Origin of the sequence: Bradyrhizobium sp. Rc2d (genome assembly GCF_900099855.1) — a bacterium.
GTDB lineage: Bacteria > Pseudomonadota > Alphaproteobacteria > Rhizobiales > Xanthobacteraceae > Bradyrhizobium.
Genome location: NZ_FNCU01000013.1, coordinates 37,734 through 55,157, shown reverse-complemented (window position 1 = coordinate 55,157; position 17,424 = coordinate 37,734). Strand labels below are relative to the sequence as shown.

Annotated in this window: 14 protein-coding genes; 7 read left to right on the top strand and 7 right to left on the bottom strand. The window is 63.2% G+C overall.

Annotation, left to right across the window (positions count from 1 at the left end; all coding sequences use genetic code 11):
* Positions 1–7: 7 nt before the first annotated feature.
* The 5 genes from BLV07_RS17810 (at position 8) to BLV07_RS17790 (ending at position 5,565) form a co-directional block, all read left to right on the top strand.
* The gene (locus tag BLV07_RS17810; RefSeq protein WP_091887913.1) at positions 8–1,261 is read left to right on the top strand and encodes a CaiB/BaiF CoA transferase family protein; all 1,254 of its coding nucleotides are present in this window, start codon (positions 8–10) and stop codon (positions 1,259–1,261) included.
* A gap of 51 nt (positions 1,262–1,312) precedes the next feature.
* On the top strand, positions 1,313–2,305 hold the full coding sequence (locus BLV07_RS17805) for a Bug family tripartite tricarboxylate transporter substrate binding protein (protein ID WP_091887911.1): 993 nt from the start codon (positions 1,313–1,315) through the stop codon (positions 2,303–2,305).
* 217 nt (positions 2,306–2,522) lie between these two features.
* Positions 2,523–3,005, top strand: a complete 483-nt coding sequence (locus BLV07_RS17800; RefSeq protein WP_176945607.1) for a tripartite tricarboxylate transporter TctB family protein — start codon at positions 2,523–2,525, stop codon at positions 3,003–3,005.
* Positions 3,006–3,016: 11 nt separating this feature from the next.
* The gene (locus BLV07_RS17795; protein ID WP_091887907.1) at positions 3,017–4,555 is read left to right on the top strand and encodes a tripartite tricarboxylate transporter permease; all 1,539 of its coding nucleotides are present in this window, start codon (positions 3,017–3,019) and stop codon (positions 4,553–4,555) included.
* The gene (locus BLV07_RS17790) at positions 4,552–5,565 is read left to right on the top strand and encodes a 4-hydroxythreonine-4-phosphate dehydrogenase PdxA (RefSeq protein WP_091887905.1); all 1,014 of its coding nucleotides are present in this window, start codon (positions 4,552–4,554) and stop codon (positions 5,563–5,565) included. The genes BLV07_RS17795 and BLV07_RS17790 overlap by 4 nt, the downstream gene beginning before the upstream one ends.
* Before the next feature lie 78 nt (positions 5,566–5,643).
* On the opposite strand, the gene BLV07_RS17785 is transcribed toward BLV07_RS17790, so the two are convergent.
* The 4 genes from BLV07_RS17785 to BLV07_RS17770 all read right to left on the bottom strand — a co-directional run bounded on the left by BLV07_RS17785 (position 5,644) and on the right by BLV07_RS17770 (position 10,147).
* Complete coding sequence (locus BLV07_RS17785; RefSeq protein ID WP_176945606.1) at positions 5,644–6,936, bottom strand: adenylate/guanylate cyclase domain-containing protein; 1,293 nt, start codon at positions 6,934–6,936, stop codon at positions 5,644–5,646.
* Positions 6,937–7,163: 227 nt separating this feature from the next.
* Positions 7,164–7,928, bottom strand: coding sequence for an IS5 family transposase (locus BLV07_RS17780; protein WP_502690091.1), 765 nt, complete (start codon positions 7,926–7,928; stop codon positions 7,164–7,166).
* A 224-nt stretch (positions 7,929–8,152) separates the two neighbouring features.
* Complete coding sequence (locus BLV07_RS17775; RefSeq protein WP_091887901.1) at positions 8,153–8,584, bottom strand: YybH family protein; 432 nt, start codon at positions 8,582–8,584, stop codon at positions 8,153–8,155.
* Positions 8,585–8,896: 312 nt separating this feature from the next.
* Entirely contained in the window at positions 8,897–10,147 is a 1,251-nt protein-coding gene (locus BLV07_RS17770; RefSeq protein ID WP_244551135.1) for an adenylate/guanylate cyclase domain-containing protein, read from the bottom strand.
* Between the two features lie 324 nt (positions 10,148–10,471).
* On the opposite strand from BLV07_RS17770, the gene BLV07_RS17765 reads away from it, so the two are divergent.
* Positions 10,472–12,232, top strand: a complete 1,761-nt coding sequence (locus BLV07_RS17765; RefSeq protein ID WP_091887897.1) for an adenylate/guanylate cyclase domain-containing protein — start codon at positions 10,472–10,474, stop codon at positions 12,230–12,232.
* Between the two features lie 364 nt (positions 12,233–12,596).
* On the opposite strand, the gene BLV07_RS17760 is transcribed toward BLV07_RS17765, so the two are convergent.
* The 3 genes from BLV07_RS17760 to BLV07_RS17750 form a co-directional block, all read right to left on the bottom strand.
* Positions 12,597–13,013 (bottom strand): cupin domain-containing protein, encoded by a 417-nt coding sequence (locus BLV07_RS17760; protein WP_091887895.1) that lies wholly within the window; start codon positions 13,011–13,013, stop codon positions 12,597–12,599.
* A 40-nt stretch (positions 13,014–13,053) separates the two neighbouring features.
* Positions 13,054–13,797 (bottom strand): SDR family oxidoreductase, encoded by a 744-nt coding sequence (locus BLV07_RS17755; RefSeq protein ID WP_091887893.1) that lies wholly within the window; start codon positions 13,795–13,797, stop codon positions 13,054–13,056.
* Positions 13,798–14,187: 390 nt separating this feature from the next.
* Positions 14,188–15,264 (bottom strand): methyl-accepting chemotaxis protein, encoded by a 1,077-nt coding sequence (locus tag BLV07_RS17750; protein WP_091887891.1) that lies wholly within the window; start codon positions 15,262–15,264, stop codon positions 14,188–14,190.
* A gap of 284 nt (positions 15,265–15,548) precedes the next feature.
* Here BLV07_RS17750 and recJ point away from each other — a divergent pair, with 284 nt between their 5' ends.
* On the top strand, positions 15,549–17,390 hold the full coding sequence (gene recJ / locus BLV07_RS17745; RefSeq protein ID WP_091887889.1) for a single-stranded-DNA-specific exonuclease RecJ: 1,842 nt from the start codon (positions 15,549–15,551) through the stop codon (positions 17,388–17,390).
* The last annotated feature ends 34 nt before the right edge of the window (positions 17,391–17,424 follow it).

Sequence of the window (17,424 nt, the reverse complement as noted above, 5' to 3'; positions counted from 1 at the left end):
GGGCCCGATGCAAAGTTCGCAATCCACCTCTCGTCGTTCGGGACCGCTCGCCGGTCTCAAGGTCATCGATCTCACCCATGTCATGGCCGGGCCGACCTGCACCCTGATGCTCGCCGACATGGGCGCCGACGTCATCAAGATCGAGAAATGGCCGAACGGCGACGACACCCGCCATTCGGTGCCGCCGAAGATCGGTGACGAGGCGGCCTCCTTCCTGATGATGAACCGCAACAAGCGCGGCATCGTGCTGGATCTGAAGACCGACGGCGGCAAGCAGGTGCTGCGGCGATTGATCGCGAGCGCCGACGTGCTGGTCGAGAATTTTGCGCCCGGCGCGATGGAGCGTCTCGGTTTTGGCTACGAGGCACTGCACGCCGAATTCCCGGCGCTGATCTACTGTTCGCTATCGGGCTTCGGCCGCACCGGTCCCTACAAGCATCGCCGCGGCTTCGATCTGGTCGCGCAGGCCATGAGCGGCATCATGAGCTTCACCGGTGAACGTCCCGACGGTCCGCCCGTCAAATGCGGCCCGCCGCTGTCCGACATCACCGCCGGCCTGCTCGCGAGCATGGGCATTCTCGCCGCCTATACGCATCGCCTCAAGACCGGCGAAGGGCAGTGGGTCGAGACTTCGCTCTATGAAGCCGCCCTGGTGCAGACCTATTGGCAATCGACCATCGCACTGGCCGCGGGCACCGCGCCGCGCGCGATGGGGTCGGCGCATCCGCTCAACGCACCCTATCAGGCCTTCGAAGCCTCGGATGGCTGGCTCGTGGTCGGCGGCGCCAACAAGAAGCATTGGCTGTTGATGCTGGAAGCCCTCGGCGCCAGCGAGCTCGCTGCCGATCCGCGCTTCGTTAACGGGGCCGACCGCATGGCCAATCTGAAAGAGCTGGAAGCGGTCCTGAGCGAACGCTTCCGCACCAAATCCCGCGCGCACTGGCTCGCGGCGCTGGACGAGAAGGGCGTGCCCTGCGGCCCCGTGCACGACATGCTGGAAGCGCTCAGCGATCCGCAGACGCTGGCGCGCGAGATGGTCGTCGAGGTCGAGCACTCCACGCTCGGTCCCGTCAAGACGATCGGACTTCCCATCAAGTTTTCGGAGACCCCAGGCAAAGTGCTGGCAGGCGCGCCGGTCTATGGTCAGCACACGAGCGAGGTGCTGGCCGAGCACGGGTTCGACCAGTCACGAATCGAAGCGCTCGAAAAAGAAGGCGCGATCGTGCTGGCCGCAGGAAGACGCGAGGAACGCGTCGCCTGAACGGGCGTCGATACGACAACAACAAAAGACAAAAATCAGCTGGAGGAAATTATGGGTCGGACGTCAACATTTCTGCTCTCCGCGGCCGCGACCGTGCTCGCCGGCACGATGCCGGCGTGTGCGGCCTGGCAACCGCAAAAGCCGATCGAGTTCGTGGCCACTGCCGGGCCGGGCGGCGGCACCGACAACCTTGCCCGCGCGGTGCAGAACATCATCACCAAGCACAAGCTGACGGAGCAGCCGATCGTCGTCGTCAACAAGGGCGGCGGCAGCGGCGCCGAAGGCTATGTCTACGGCAAGGCTTCCGCCGGCGATCCCTACAAGGTGATCTTCGGCACGTCGAACGCCTGGCAGCAGCCGCTCGTCTCCAAGGTCGCCTTCAACTACACCGATCTGACCCCGATCGCGGCGATGGCGCAGGACGAATTTTTGCTTTGGGTGAAGCAGGACGCGCCGTACAAGACGGCGGGCGACTATCTGAAGGCGGCAGCATCGGGCGAATTCAAGATGGGCGGCGCGCAGTCAAAGGACACCGACGAGGTGTTGACGCGCATGATCGAGAAGGCCGGCAAGGTCAAGCTGACCTATATCCCCTTCAAGAGCGGCGCCGAGACCGCGGTCCAGCTCGCCGGCGGACACCTCGACTCCCACGTCAACAATCCCAGCGAAAGCCTCGGGCAATGGCGCGGCGGCACGCAGCGCCCGCTCTGTGTTTTCAGTCCGAAGCGGCTGCCGCAGGGCTCGAAGGTTACCGCGACCGAAGGCTGGAGCGACGTTCCGACCTGCGTCGAGCAGGGCCTCGACATCAAGCAATATGAGCAGCCGCGCACGGTGTGGCTCCCCGGCAAGGTCACGCCGGACCAGGCCGCGTTCTATGTCGACCTCATGAAGAGGGTCCAGGCCACGCCGGAATGGAAGGACTACATCGAGAAGACCTCGCAGGTCGACACCTTCCTGACCGGCGCCGAGCTTGACAAGTTCATCAAGGAGGACCTCGAGCACGTCAAGCAGGTCGCCGGCGAGCAGGGCTGGCTCGTCAAGTGAGGCGGGGCGTGCCCCTTACTCCGCCGTCGTCCCGGCCTAGTGCGCAATGCGCACGGGGGCCGGGACCCATACCGCGTGATCTCTCGATGGGCGGCGGTCCTCGTACCAACGAATTTCTGACTCCTAGTTTTCGTCAAACTCCTCCCTGTGGTTATGGGTCCCGGCCTTCGCCGGGACGACGGAGGAAATTAGGTCCGCTGCTCGCCTGGAGCCCCGAATGATCTCGCGCCGCGCGCTTGAACTTGCGACCGCCGTCCTCACCGGCAGCTTTGGTGCGGCCGTCGTCGTCTCCAGCCTCGACAATGGTATCGGCTGGTCGAGCGCGGGTGTGGACGCCGGCACGTTTCCGTTCCTGACCGGGATCATCATCGTGCTTGGGAGCCTCTACAATATGGTGCGCGGCATATTACCGGCTGCCACACTGGCCAATGTCCCCATCGCCATCACGCCCATCGAGCTGCGCCGGCTCGCCGGCCTGTTCGTGCCGGCCGCTATCTTCGTGGCCGCGATTCCGCTGGCCGGGATGTACGTCGCCTCGGCGCTGTATGTCTTCGCGGTGCTGGCGATCCCCCGGCACCAATCCATGCCGCGCGCGCTTGCCATGGCGGGGGCGACGGCACTCGCGCTCTACGTCGTGTTCGAGCGCATGTTCCAGGTCAGCCTGCCGCACGGCGCGCTCGCCGCCGCGCTCGGGTTCTGACGGAGAAGCCGATGGATAATCTCGCAGAGCTCCTGCACGGCTTCACCATCGCGGTCACCGTGCCGCATCTGGCCCTGATGGCCGTCGGGGTGCTGCTCGGCATTCTCGTCGGCGTGCTGCCGGGGCTGGGTGCGCCGAACGGAGTGTCGCTGCTCTTGCCGCTGACCTTCGGCATGCAACCGGTCTCGGCGATCATCCTGCTCTCCAGCATGTATTGGGGCGCGCTGTTCGGCGGCTCGGTGACCTCGATCCTCTTCAACATTCCCGGCGAGCCGTCGTCGGTCGCGACCACCTTCGACGGCTACCCGATGGCGCGCGACGGCCGGCCAACGACGGCGCTCGCGACCGCCTTCGGTTCGGCGGCGTTCGGCGCGCTGATCGGCGTCATACTGATCACCTTCCTCGCATCCTGGGTGGCGCAGGTTGCGCTCGCGTTCGGGCCGGCCGAGTATTTTGCGGTCTATTTCCTCGCCTTCGCGAGCTTCGTCGGCATGGGTGGTGCGGCGCCGATCAAGACCGTCGTGGCGCTGGCGATCGGCTTTGCGATCGCCGCCATTGGCATCGACACCGTCTCCGGCAGCGTCCGCCTCACCATGGGCGTCGACGAACTCGTCAAGGGCGTGAGCTTCGTCGTCGCCGTGATGGGCCTGTTCGGCATCGGCGAGCTGCTGGTCGCCGTGGAAGAGGAGTTTCATGCCCGCGCGGTGTCCTCCAAGATCGACTGGCGCGAAGTGTTCCGCGCCGTCGGCCGTCTGCCGCAGCATGGCGTTGCCTTGCTGCGCAGCGCCGCGATCGGGTGCTGGATGGGGATCACGCCAGGCGGCCCGACCGCGGCATCCTTCATGAGCTACGGCATCGCCCGCCGTTTCTCGCGCTGCGGCCGATACTTCGGCACGGGCGAGGTCGAAGGCATCATCTCGCCGGAGACGGCCGATCATGCCGCCGGCACCAGCGCGTTACTGCCGATGCTCTCGCTCGGCATTCCCGGCTCGGCGACCGCGGCGGTCATGATGGGCGGGCTGATGATCTGGGGCCTCAATCCCGGGCCGATGCTGTTTGTCGACAGTAAGGATTTCGTCTGGGGGCTGATCGCCTCGATGTATGTCGGCAACATCGTCGCAGTCGCGCTGGTGCTGCTGACCGTTCCGGTCTTCGCCGCCCTGATGCGGATTCCCTTCGTGGTGATCGCGCCCCTGATCGTGATCATCTGCGTCGTCGGCGCCTATTCGGTGTCGAACTCCTATCTCGACGTCGTCATGATGCTCGGCTTCGGGATCGTCGGCTATCTCTTCAAGAAGCTGTTCTATCCGTTGGCGCCGCTCGTGCTCGCGATCGTCATCGGCGACAAGGCCGAGGATGCGTTCCGGCAGTCGATGCTGATCTCCAAGGGATCGCTCGGGATCTTCTTTGCAAACAAGCTGGTGACGTGCCTGATCGTGGCCGGGATCGCACTGTTGCTGCTTCCGCTCGTGCTGCAGCTCGCGCGGCTCTGGCGCAAACCCGCGCCATCTACCGATCGGACGACAGCTGAGGAAAAGGTGATCATATGACCGCAAAGCCGCTGATTGCATTGGCCATGGGAGATCCCGCCGGCATCAGCCCCGAGCTGACGGCGAAGCTCGCGGTGCAGGACGACATCCGCGCGAGCTGCCGGCTCGTCGTCATCGGTGACCGCCGCATCTTCGACGAAGGCGCGCGCGTCGCCGGCGTCAAGCCGAAGCTGGCGATGGTGGAGCAGGGGGCCGACCTTCGCGCGGCGGAGGGCGAGACGCTGTTTGTCGATCTCGGCCATCTCGATCTCAAGGAGGTCGAGCCGAGGACCGCGACCCTTGCTGGCGGAAAATTCGCACTGGCCAATTACCGGTACGCACTCGAGCTCGGCCGCGACGGACGCGTCGATGCGGTCTGCTTCACCCCTTTCAACAAGCAGGCGATGCGCCTTGCCCGCGCCGAGTACGATGATGAGATCGCGTTCTCCGCCGAGGTGGTCGGCCTCAAGACCGCGGCGAGCGAGTTCAACGTGCTGGACCAGCTCTGGAATGCACGCGTCACCTCCCACATTCCGCTCAAAGACGTCGCTGCAAAGCTGTCCAGCGAACGTATCCATCGCGCGCTCAAGCTGACCGATTCTTGCATGCGCAATGCCGGTTTTCCGCGACCGCGCATCGCGGTTGCGGGTCTCAATCCGCATGCCGGCGACGGCGGCAATTTCGGCCGCGAGGAGATCGATGTCATCGCGCCCGTGGTCGCAACCGCTCAGCGCGAGGGCATCGCCGCGGAGGGACCGTTCCCCGCCGATACCGTGTTCCTACGCGCCAAGGCCGGCGCCTTCGACGCGGTGCTGACGATGTATCACGACCAGGGGCAGATCGCGATGAAGCTGATGGGATTTGATCGCGGCGTGACCCTGCTCGGGGGCTTTCCATTCCCGATCTGCACGCCCGCGCACGGCACCGCCTACGACATCGCAGGGCAAGGCATCGCCTCGATCGGCGCCAGCCGCGCCGCGCTGCTGCTTGCAGCGGAGATGGCGGCTCGGCGCGGCGCTAAGTCGAGCTGACGGCAAATCAGGTGAGCGAGCCAGGCAGTTCGTCTGCAAACCGTTCTGCGATCATCGGTTGCGGCACTGAACGCGCTCTCAGCGTTCGTGGGCCAATCGCGAACCACCGATACGGTGATACTCGGAAAGAAAATGATCGTTCGGCAGATTTCCGTCTTCGTTGCGCGAATATTCCCTCTTAAGGCCGTTGAGAAAGAACATTTGGTGTGCGCGCGCGTGCTTGGCCTCGATGGAGCCGCGGGACTCCAGGTCGAATAGCCCGTGGACGTGCCCGGCCACGGTTTCCGAGACGTTGATCCGGCCAGCGACTCCGAACGCCTCCATGAACCACGCGGTGTTGACCGCATCCCCCCAGATGTCGAAGGTTATTCTGCGGTTGCCGACGACGCCGGAAATGACCGGTCCGGTATGGATTCCGATGCGCAATTGCAGGGCGTGTTCGCCGATCGCTTCGCATTCCGCTCTCAGGTAGTCGAGCTGCGCCCGCATCTCCAACGCCGCGAGGCAGACATCGATCGAGTGCCGCCGGTCGGGCGAAACAACGCCCGCAACCGCCATGTAGGCATCGCCCATGGTCTTGACCTTCTCCAGACCGTGTCGGGCACCGATTTCGTCCAGGGCCGAGAAATATTCGTCGAGGAGATGGATGAGCCTGGCTGGCTCGGTCCGTTCGGCGAGCAGGGTAAAGCCCTGAATATCCGCGAACAGAATGGTGGCCGACCGGGTGTATTTCGGCTGAACTCTGCCGCGTCGCGTCAGCTCGTCGGCGATCGGCGCCGGCAAGACGTTGTGCAACAATTCCTCGGCGCGTGCTCGCTCAGCGGCGGCCTCGAGGCGTGCTTGCTCCAGTTGCTTGATGGTCTGGCGATCCTCGATCAGCTTGCGACGGAGTTCCAGTTGCGCCAGCACCTGATGCGACAGCATTCGAAGAGCTTCCGTCTGCTCGAAAGACAGCTGCCTCGGCTCGAAGTCCATCACGCAAAGCGTTCCGAGCGCATAACCTTCGTCAGTGATGAGCGGCATGCCGCAATAGAATCGGCAGGATGGCTTCAGTGAGACCATCGGGCTGTTTTCGAAACGCGGATCCCGTTTCAGGTCGGGAACGACGAGTAGTTCGGTGCCGCAAATCGTCGTTGTGCAGACAGCGTTCTCGCGCGGAGCGTCAGTGACTTCGGCCGGCAGACCATATCGTGCCTTGAGCCAGCGCCGCTCGTCGTCGATGAAGCTGATGTAAGAGACTGGGCAGCTGCAGAGCTGCGCCGCGAGCTCGGCGATTTCGTCATAAGCAACTTCCGGCGCGCTATCGACGATGTCGAGCGCGCGCAGGGCGGCCAACCTCTCAGCTTCGTTTGTGGGTGCCGGTGACGGCATGCTGGTCTCCGCGACGGAGAACCTCGGTGGGTCCCGCCTTCCGGAAATCGAGCGGTCGACCACCCCGTTCATTTGGGGCGTGCTGGGCGCGCGACAAGTGGCGCTGACCGGCTCGTCGGCCGGTTCCACCGTCGCGCAATGCATGCGCGCGCCTCTTGGTACACGGAACTCTGCGGAGGTTTCATCCCCTGGAAAACGACGCATCGCAACAACGAGCCGTGGAGGAACTAGGACGCGGACTCATAAAGACGCAGCCATAGCCTGATTGACGCGAGTTGAACAAAGGCAAGGTAGTTGGCGGCAAGCCTGTCGTAGCGCGTTGCCACCCGACGACATTGTTTGATCCTGTTGAAGAACCGCTCGACCTGGTTGCGAGCGCGGTAGAGATAGGGGCTGAAGCAGATCGGATCTCTGCGATTGCTCTTCGGCGGGATGTTGGCCCATGCGCCCTTCTTCATGGCAAGCTCTCTTATCCAGTCGGCGTCATAGCCACTGTCGGCAAGCAGCATTGACCCGGATCTCAGACGAGACAGCAGTTTTCCGGCAAGTCGGACGTCGTGGGCCTCACCGGGGCTCAGCGCCAACCGCACTGGCAGACCATTGCTATCGACCACCGCATGGATTTTGCTCGTTAGGCCGCCGCGGGACCTTCCCATCGATTGGCGTTGGTTTCTTGTGAAGCAGGCTCCATGCTGATGCACGCGGACAATGGAGGTGTCGATCATCTGGACGGCGGCATCATGGGCCGTGGCAGGCGCTTCTATGATGCGGCGCCAGACACCAGCCCGCCGCCAGCGGACGAACCGGTTGTAGCAAGTGGTGTATGGGCCAAACGCTGTCGGCAGATCACGCCAGGGTGCTCCTGATCGGAGTACCCAGAAGATGCCATTCAGGACCCGTCTGTCGTTCACCCGAGGACGCCACGCGGCTTGTTCGGCAGCATCGGCTTGATGGGCAGTCCATTCATGGTCGGCGAGTTCGTAGCGCATGATTCGAGCCCCCAGTTCGGGAGTTTGAATCACGGCAGTCCGGCCAAATGCAACGCTCCTGGCCCGAGCCTTGTATGGCGCTTACGGACAGCAGCGGACATCAACCAGCCCTCAATCTCTGCCAAGACCGTCGAAAATGACCCACAACAGAAGTCGCGGCCGCGTACTCGCGGCAAGCAGATTGTTGTCGCGGAAGATGAGAACGCCGAACGAATGATAGCGCGTTGCTATTGGCTGATCACAGACGCTGCTGGACGTGGTGTCGTGATCGGGTCGGCATGCCGGTGGACAAGTTTCCAAACGTCGTGCTCCAAGCGAAAGAGGCTGGTCACACGCAAAGCCAGTGTGGCCGTTTGATCGCTCCCACCAACTTTGGCATGCCCTCGCTCCACTTCGACGACACAGGCGAGCCCATCGGACACATATGTCGCTACAAGTTCCACGCCGGTCACGTCGCCATCGCGATAGTTCGAGGCGGCACGGGCAATCGTTTCTTCGACCTCTTTACGGCCGCGTGCATAGGGCCCAAAAGGGTTGCCCAAAGTGACGTCATCATTTTCTGAAAAGAGAGCCGTCGCCGGGCCCGGATCACCTCGGAATACCGCTGCCACGGCTCGATGACTTCGCTCGACTGCGCGATCAAGATCTTCCGCTGCCATGTGTACCTCCGATGATGAGGCTCTCCCCCTCGCGTTGCCCGCGATGAGCTTGCGCACTGGATGGTTGCAAACTTGGAAAGTTGGAGGGCATTTTATTCCTTGGTCGGGCAGAGGACAATCTGCGGCCCCAGTTCCCCCACCCTGCCGCTATTGGCCCATCAGCGAAGTCACGGAAGGTATTGAGGCCGCTTAGTAGGGCGGAGCGGACTGGATTTCCTCACTCTGAGGTCTTCGCATTTTGACCCACAAGGGACATTTGGCGCGAGAGAAAAAAGCCGAGGAGTGTCAATCCGAATTGGTTAGACGGCGCATTCACCGTTCGACTGCAAAGATGCGCCAATCTCCGGGGACACCCTTGAGCGAATGATTGCCGCGGTCACCAAAACGCAAGCCGGAACCCGCCACTAGGTCCTTGACCGTGCCCGACACCAACACCTCACTCGCGCCGGCGAGCGCCGCCACACGCGCTCCGATGTGAACGGCAATGCCGCCGATATCATCACCGATCACTTCGCACTCGCCGGTATGAAGACCGGCGCGGACTTCGATGCCAAGCGGCCTGATTTCGTCGGCGATGGCGCAAGCGCAGCGCACGCCGCGTGCCGGACCGTCGAAAGTAGCAAGAACGCCGTCGCCGGTCGTCTTGATTTCGCGGCCGCGGAAGCGTGAGAGGGTACGCCGTATCGCGGTGTGATGAGAGTCAAGGAGATCGTGCCAGCGATGGTCGCCGAGTGCGGCGGCTTTCTCCGTCGAGCCGACGATGTCTGTGAAGAGCACCGTAGCAAGCACGCGGTCGGCCGCGACGGGGGCATGCGAGCCGGTCAGAAACTCCTCGATCGCATCGGCGATGTCGTCGGCATTGTCGCCGACGAAGGGGATGTGGTCGACGCCTGGGAACTCGAGATAGCGAGCGCCTGGAATATGCGTGGCGAGAAACCGGCCGCCCTCGACGCTGATGTTCCTGTCGTCCGTCCGGTGGATGACGAGGGTCGGGACCCGGATCGTCGAGACGATGTCGCTGATATCAATCTGACGGTTCATGCGCGCGTACGCCGCAGCGCCGGCAGGACTATTGGACACTCGCTCGTTCTTGCCCCACCAGCGTTTGAACGCGCAGTCATTGACGCGGGAGGCCGCATACCTTGCCACGCTGCCGCCGCTGCCCCAGTCACGCTCGATATAGTCGAGATTTTGCCCCAGCGTCGACAGAGCAAATGTCGATGCCGAATAGGCGTTGCAGAGCACCAGCGCGCGGCAGCGACTGGGATAGGTCGCGGCGAACAGCGCCGACATCGTGCCGCCTTCCGAAATGCCAAGAAGCGCCACCTGTTCCATCCCGGCGGCGTCCGTGACTGCCCGCAGATCGTCCATGCGCTGGTCTAGACCCGGGTAGTCAGCGACCCGATCCGATAGGCCCGTGCCGCGCTTGTCGAACATCACCACCCGGGCGTAGCGCGCCAGGCGCAGCAGCCAACGACTCACCTCCGGTTCGTCCCACCAGTGCTCGACGTTGGTAAAGCCCGGCGGAGCGAAGACAACATTGAGCGGGCCCTCGCCGAACACTTGATAGGCTATGTGAACGTCGCCGCTCTTGGCGTACCGGGTGTCTGGCTGCATTGGCGCCCCCGCGCTTGCCGGGATTTTCCGGCCGGCCGGAATTATAGCAGCAGCTTAAATTATCGGGAACGGCTCAATGTGCCCGTGGCTGACCTCAGCCCAGAGTTCGGGGATGTCCGCTTCATAGAGGTGACCCGACCAAGGTCATGCTGGCTAACGAGGGCAGCCTTTGAACCCATAACGGAATTACGGAACCGCTACGGACCTGATGACCATCGGCGCCTATTCGGGTAGACTGGCTCTAGCCCTCGAACCTGAACGGGTGTGGGCATGGCCCGGAAGCTCGCCGCTATCGTCGCCGCCGACGTTGTCGGCTACAGCCGGCTGATGGGTGTCGACGAAGCCGAGACCTTGGCGGCGCTCAAGACGCATCAACGAGAACTGATCGCGCCGAACATTGCCGAGCACCAGGGCCGCATCGTCAAGACCACAGGCGATGGCCTCCTGATCGAATTCTCGAGCGTGATCGAAGCCGTCGAATGCGCCGTCGAGGTACAGCGCGCTATGCAGGGTCGCAATGAGGATGTCCCGGCGGACCATCGCATCGAGTTCCGCGTCGGCGTCAATCTCGGGGACATTATCATCGACGGCGACGATATTTACGGCGATGGTGTCAATGTTGCGGCACGGCTCGAAGCCCTCGCCGAAGCCAATGGGATTTGCGTGAGCAGAGTCGTGCACGATCAAGTACGCGACAAGCTAGATCTGGTCTTTGAGGATCTCGGCGAGCGTCAGCTCAAGAACATCGCTCGACCGGTCCACGTGTTCCGAGTGCCAGCACCAGCTACAGAGCTGCGGACGCAATCGGCAAGCCCCGCACTGGCGCTTCCGGACAAACCGTCGATTGCGGTATTACCTTTCACCAACATGAGCGGGGATCCCGAACAGGACTACCTTGCCGATGGAATGGTCGAGGACATCATCACGGCGCTATCTCATTTCAAGGCGCTGTTTGTCATCGCCCGCAATTCCAGCTTCGCGTACAAGGGTCGCGCCGTCGACGTGAAGGTAGTCGGGCGTGAGCTTGGAGTTCGCTATGTGTTGGAAGGAAGCGTTCGCAGGGCGGCAAACCGGGTGCGCATCACGGGACAGCTTATCGATACCGCTACTGGCGCGCATCTTTGGGCGAACCGGTTTGATGGTGGGCTCGGCGACATTTTCGATCTGCAGGACCAGGTGACGGAGAGCATTGTCGGAGCAATCGGGCCGGCGGTGGAGAGAGCCGAGATAGAGCGTGCCACACGCAAGGCAACCGAGCGTCTTGACGCCTATGATCACTACTTGCGCGGTTTAGCTAAGTCCTATCAGGATGCTAGTCAGCAAGCGTGCAGCGAGGCACTGCACCTATTCAACAGCGCGATCGAGCTGGACCCCTACTTTGCGACAGCCTACGCTCGTGCCGCCTTTTGCTATGCCAATGCCAAGGCCTTTGGCTGGATTTCACTCACACCGGAGGAGGTGGCCGAGGTATCGAGGCTCGCTCAGCGGGCGGTTGAGCTAGGTAGGGATGATGCAATCGCGCTCGCTGATAGCGGATGGGCATTGGCATATGTTGTTCGCGATCTCGATCGAGGCGCCGCCTTAATCGATCGCGCGCTTGCGCTCAATTCCAATGTGGCCGAGGCGTGGGATTGCGGTGGCTGGGTAAAGAACTGGCTCGGCGAATACGAGCTAGCGATCGAGCGCTTCAAGCGTGCCATACGCCTAAGCCCACTTGATCCGTGGGGCGCACCGATGCGAGCTGGGACTGCGCATGCACATTTTTTCCTAAGTCGCTATGACGAAGCGGCATCGTGGGCGGCAATGGCGTTGCAGGACAATCCAAACTCTCAACCTCTACTTCGTATTGGCGCTGCGAGCAATGCGATGGCGGGAAGGCTCGATCAAGCGCAGAAGGCGGTCGTGCGCCTGCGCCAACTCAATCCTACACTGCGGGTTTCCAACCTCAAAAACGTGCTGGGACCTTATCGGCGTGCCGAAGACATCTCGCGATACGAAGAAGGATTGCGGCGAGCCAGGCTCCCCGAATGATACGCTGAAGGAAGGAAACGTTAACTTGACCGTTGCTTTCGAGACTTCGGTTATTCGGTGGCCACATGCGATGTCTGCGCATCTAACCTTACACCGGACGGAGAAGTCGTCGGATGAGCGACAGAATGTCGCCAATTGGCCCATCGCGACATATCGCGCTGCCGCACGAACTCGGTCGCTATAGGGGCAAAGCAGACATTCCTTTTGGTCGCATCACGCCGCCGGGTTTATGGGTACACGCGCTAGCACGACCAGAGATGCCAACCGCAACTCTATCCACTCGCCCATCGGTCGAATTGGTAAAGAGCGACGTATGCGATAACCCTGCCGATCGGGATTGTCGGCTGCGCTTGCGGATCCGGCACTATTTCGCGATCGGAGTCGTCAACTCCTTGTCGGCCGTATCCACCACGAACACCGCAAGCAGTTTCGCAGGCTCGGTATTGCTGGCATTCGCGCTGACGGCGTGGCGGTCGCCGGGCCGCTCGGAAAAGTTCTCTCCCTTGTGAAAGACCTTGGCGGGGCCATCATTGACCTGACTGCGGATCGCGCCTTCCAGGACCGTGGCATAAATGAAGGCAGAGGGAGCATGAATGTGCGCGGGTGAGGAGCCCCCGGGGCCATATTCGACCAGCACGCCTTTCATGCTCTTGCCGGGGACGTTGGGCAGAGTCTGGTCGAACACGACCGTTACCTTTGCCAATGGCGCTGCCGGCTCGGCTGCATGAGCCGTCAGCAACGAGGCAGCATAAACCGCTGTAGCGATCAGCAATCTGCGCATGGGATGTCCTTCACTGCGGTGATGGTCGTGATTACAAGTCTCAGAGGCCGGCGAGCCATGTTGCGAGCGGCGTTTTCCCGAGCCGCGCCTCGCCGAGCGGGTTCAGCGATGTGTCGTCGATGGGGGCGCCGTAATACAGCGCCTTCGGGTCTCCGACCACGGGACGTGTGTCGCCGGCCGCCTTCAGGCGACGCGCGATGAATTCATTGAAGGGGGCCTTCTCAGGTCCTGCGATATCGATCGTACCGTTGAGCGGCCGGCCCGTTGCGACCTCCGCGAGGCGAGCAACGACGTCATCGGCTGCGATCGGCTGAAACTGGGCCGTGGGAACGACGATCTTCCCTTCGATCACGCCTGTTTCGGCAATGGCGGCGAGGAATTCGAAGAACTGAGTGGCGCGCACGATCGAGTAGGGGACCGAAGAGGACTTGATGATGGTCTCCTGGGCGAGCTTGGCACGGAAATAGGTGTTGTCGGGCGACCGTTCGGTGCCGACAATTGAAAGGGCCACGTGATGCTTCACGGCCGCAGCAGCCTCTGCCGCGACGAGATTTTGGCTCGAACGCTGGAAGAAATCGAGCACGGCGGCCGGCTCCCAGGACGGTGCATTGGCGACGTCAACGACGACATCGGCGCCGGCCAGTGCGGCAGCGAGGCCTTCGCCGGTCACGGCGTTCACACCTGATTTCGGCGAGGCGGCCACGGCCTCATGGCCCTGCTGTTTGAGCTTCGCCACGAGCTTGGATCCGATCAATCCGGTCCCACCGATCACGACGATCTTCATGGCATGTCTCCTCGGGATTTCGGAGCGCGAGATGACCAATGCGAACTCGCGCTCTCACGTCGATGAACGTGATGCGAAGCGACTCTACGCGACCATTGGCGCGGGGCTCTTGTCTGTAACGAGCGTGGCTTGCCGGAAAATGCTTCAGAAGCCGGGGTGCGATCTCACAAAACCGCTAAGGGATCATCCCTCGTGCTGTGAACACAACCTGCGACGATCGCAGATTGCCAGTGTTTTGCCCGACGTGTCAAAGCGTTGTGACGGCCCCTGAGAACAGCAAGGAAGCCTCGTCGGAAAACACCAATGAAAGCAACCCCTTGCTACTGTGCATGGGGTTGTTTTCGCGAGTTTTGATATTGGCGGGCTACCCGTCCGATTTTGCGGGGCGCCTCACGCCCCGCAGACGATCACGCCGTACCAGCCGAGCCCACGATAGGTCTCATAGCCCGGGGTGGCATGGAATGCGACCAGCGCACCGGTGCGGTCGTGATAGAAGCCGGAGCGCTGGCCATTCAGCGAGATCGAGATACGCTCGCTGAGGATGCCCTGGCCGTCGGAAGCGGCAATCACGCGAAGATTCGAATCGACCAGCAGTACGCGGGCCTTGTCGCTGTCGCCGATGCGCACGCCCTGGACGATGGCGCGGGCCTGCGGCTCCCAGTCGAAATGGATGGCGAGCACGCCGATCGGCGCGCCGTGGGCCTGGCCGCCGGCGCGGACGCTGGCGCAATAGGTCGCGACCTGCGCGTTGCCGAGCAGCGATTGGTTCTCGACGTCGCCGGCGACGTAGTCGTCGCCGGAGCGCAAGGATCGCGCCTCGCGAAACCATTTGGTGTGGGCGACGTTCTGGCCAACGACGCGGAAGCGGTCGGCGCGCCCATTGGCGATGACGTTGCCGTCGAGGTCGCAGAGCCAGAGGTCGAGATAGACGGTGTAGGCCCCGAGGATCACGCCGAGGCGCTGCGAGACGTGGTTTACAGCCGCCGCGCTCGGCGCAGCCGCGCAATCGACCACGGCGGAGTCGGTCGCCCACCAACGCACGTCGCAGGTGCGCTCGTAGAGATTGCGGTCGATCAGCTCGATGGCATTGAGTGACAGATCGACCATGCGCTCGCCGCGCGAGCGCTGGCTCATGCGGTCGATCGAGGCGACGAGGTCGCCGGTTCGTTTCGTCAACTGTGTCTCGAGCTCGCGGGCGATGGTCTCGACCTGCTGGCCGACGCCGCGCACCTCCTGCGCCACCACCGCAAAGCCCGCGCCCTGCGCGCCGGCGCGCGAGCTCTCGATCAGCGCGTTCAGGGCCAGCATCTTCATCTGGTTGGTGATTTGTTGGATCGCCTTGGTCTTGTCGACCGCGATCTGGTTGACCTCCGCAGTCAGGCGGTTGATCAGTGCGGAGATGTCGGAATCATCATCAGCGGGTTCAGTGGCAATCGGCTTGGCTTTCAGACCCAGCGCAGCGGACATCGGGAGCTTCCCTTGGCAATGAGGTCTGATCTGCAATGAACCCAGGACAACAAATTACAGATCGAATACGATTCCTTTTCGAGGATTCCGCCTAACGCCCGCTTAATTTGCTGTTTTGCGGATTGCCTAAATGATAGTCACCTCGTGCCGCCAGGATCGCTCATCCACCGCTTTGTGCCTGGTGACCGTTGCAAAATCCGGCGGCTTGCCGGCCAATCCGCCAGTGACCCGGACGCCTTCCGTGTTCGTCCGGCCCCCCGAGTTCCCAAGATCGTTCTCGAATCATGACGCCACCCGCCACTGCCTTGCCCGTCGAAGCGCCCCAGGCGTTCCTGGGGGTGACGCGCTCGCTCACCGACAAGCTCTGGCGTGACCGGCTCGACGGGCGCGGGGCGGCCAAGGCGCTTGCGATCGTGCAGCGGCACCAATTGCCGGAGCTGCTGGCGCGGGTGCTGGCCGGCCGTGGCGTCGACATCGACACCGTGCCGGACTTCCTTGACCCAACGATCCGAAAACTGCTGCCGGACCCGTTCACGGTGACGGAGATGGAAGCCGCTGCCCAGCGGATCGCGGATGCCGCAACGAAGGGCGAGAAGGTCGCGATCTTCGGCGATTACGACGTCGACGGCGCGACATCGGCGGCGCTGCTCGCCTGGCATCTACGCCATTGCGGCCTCGATCCGCTGATCCACATTCCCGACCGCATCTTCGAAGGCTACGGCCCGAACACCGAAGCAGTGCGCACGCTCGCTGCGAAGGGCGCAACGCTGCTTGTCACCGTCGATTGCGGCACCACCAGTATCGAGCCGCTGGCCGAGGCGAAGCGCCTCGGCATGTCCGTCGTCGTGATCGACCACCACCAATGCGGTCTCGATCTGCCCGAGGTCGATGCGCTGGTCAATCCGAACCGCTCTGACGATCTCTCGGGGCTTGGTCATCTCGCCGCCGTTGGCCTCGTGCTGGTGACGCTGGTCGCCGTCAATCGCGAGCTGCGTCAGCGCGGTTTCTGGCGCGCCGAGATGCCCGAGCCCGATCTGCTCGGCATGCTGCATCACGTCGCACTCGGCACTGTCGCCGACGTCGCCCCGTTGGTCGGTCTCAACCGCGCCTTCGTCGCCAAAGGACTGATCGCGATGCGGCGGCGCGACCATGTCGGCCATACCGCGCTGATGGACGTGGCGCGGCTCAACGGTCCGCCGGAGGCCTGGCATCTCGGCTTCATGCTGGGGCCGCGCGTCAATGCCGGCGGCCGCATCGGCCGCGCCGATCTCGGCGTGCGGCTCTTGCTCGAAGCTGACAGCGTCGAGGCCGCGCGCATCGCCGCCGAGCTCGATCGCCTCAACAACGAGCGACGCATCATCGAGCAGGCGGCGGAAGCGCAGGCGGAAGCCGAGGCGATCGCCTCGATCGGGCTGGAAGACAAGCTCGGCGTCATCGTCACGGCCTCCGAAGGCTGGCATCCCGGCGTGGTCGGCCTCGTCGCCTCCCGGTTGAAGGAGAAATTTTCGCGGCCCGCCTTTGCCATCGCGCTCGAGCCCGGCGGCATCGGCACCGGCTCGGGCCGCTCGATCGCCGGCGTCGATCTCGGCAAGGCGGTGCGGCAGGCGGTCGCTGATGGCATTCTGCTCAAGGGCGGCGGCCACGCGATGGCTGCGGGCGTGACGCTGCGCAAGGAGAAGCTCGCCGAATTCCGCGCCTATCTGGAGAACGCGCTGGCGCGCGATGTCGCGGAGGCGCGGCACGTCCACGAGCTCTATGTCGACGGCGCGGTCTCCGCGCGCGCGGTGACGCCGGAGCTTGCGACCACCCTCAACCGCGCCGGCCCGTTCGGCAGCGGCAATCCGGAGCCGGTGCTGGCCTTGCCGGCGCACCAGCTCGTCTATGCCGACGAGGTCGGGCAGGCGCACTTGAGGCTGCGCTTCAAATCCGGTGACGGTGCCATCGTCAACGGCATCGCGTTCCGTTCGGTCGGCCAGAAGCTCGGCACTGCGCTGCTCGCCAACCGCGGTCAGCAAATGCATGTCGCGGGATCGTTGTCGGTCGATCGCTACCAGGGCGTCGAGCGTGTGCAATTCCGCGTCGTCGACATCGCGCTACCGGACCAAGGGCCATCCGTGATTAGATAACGGCCGCAAACAACAAAAAAAGAAAGGGAGTGAA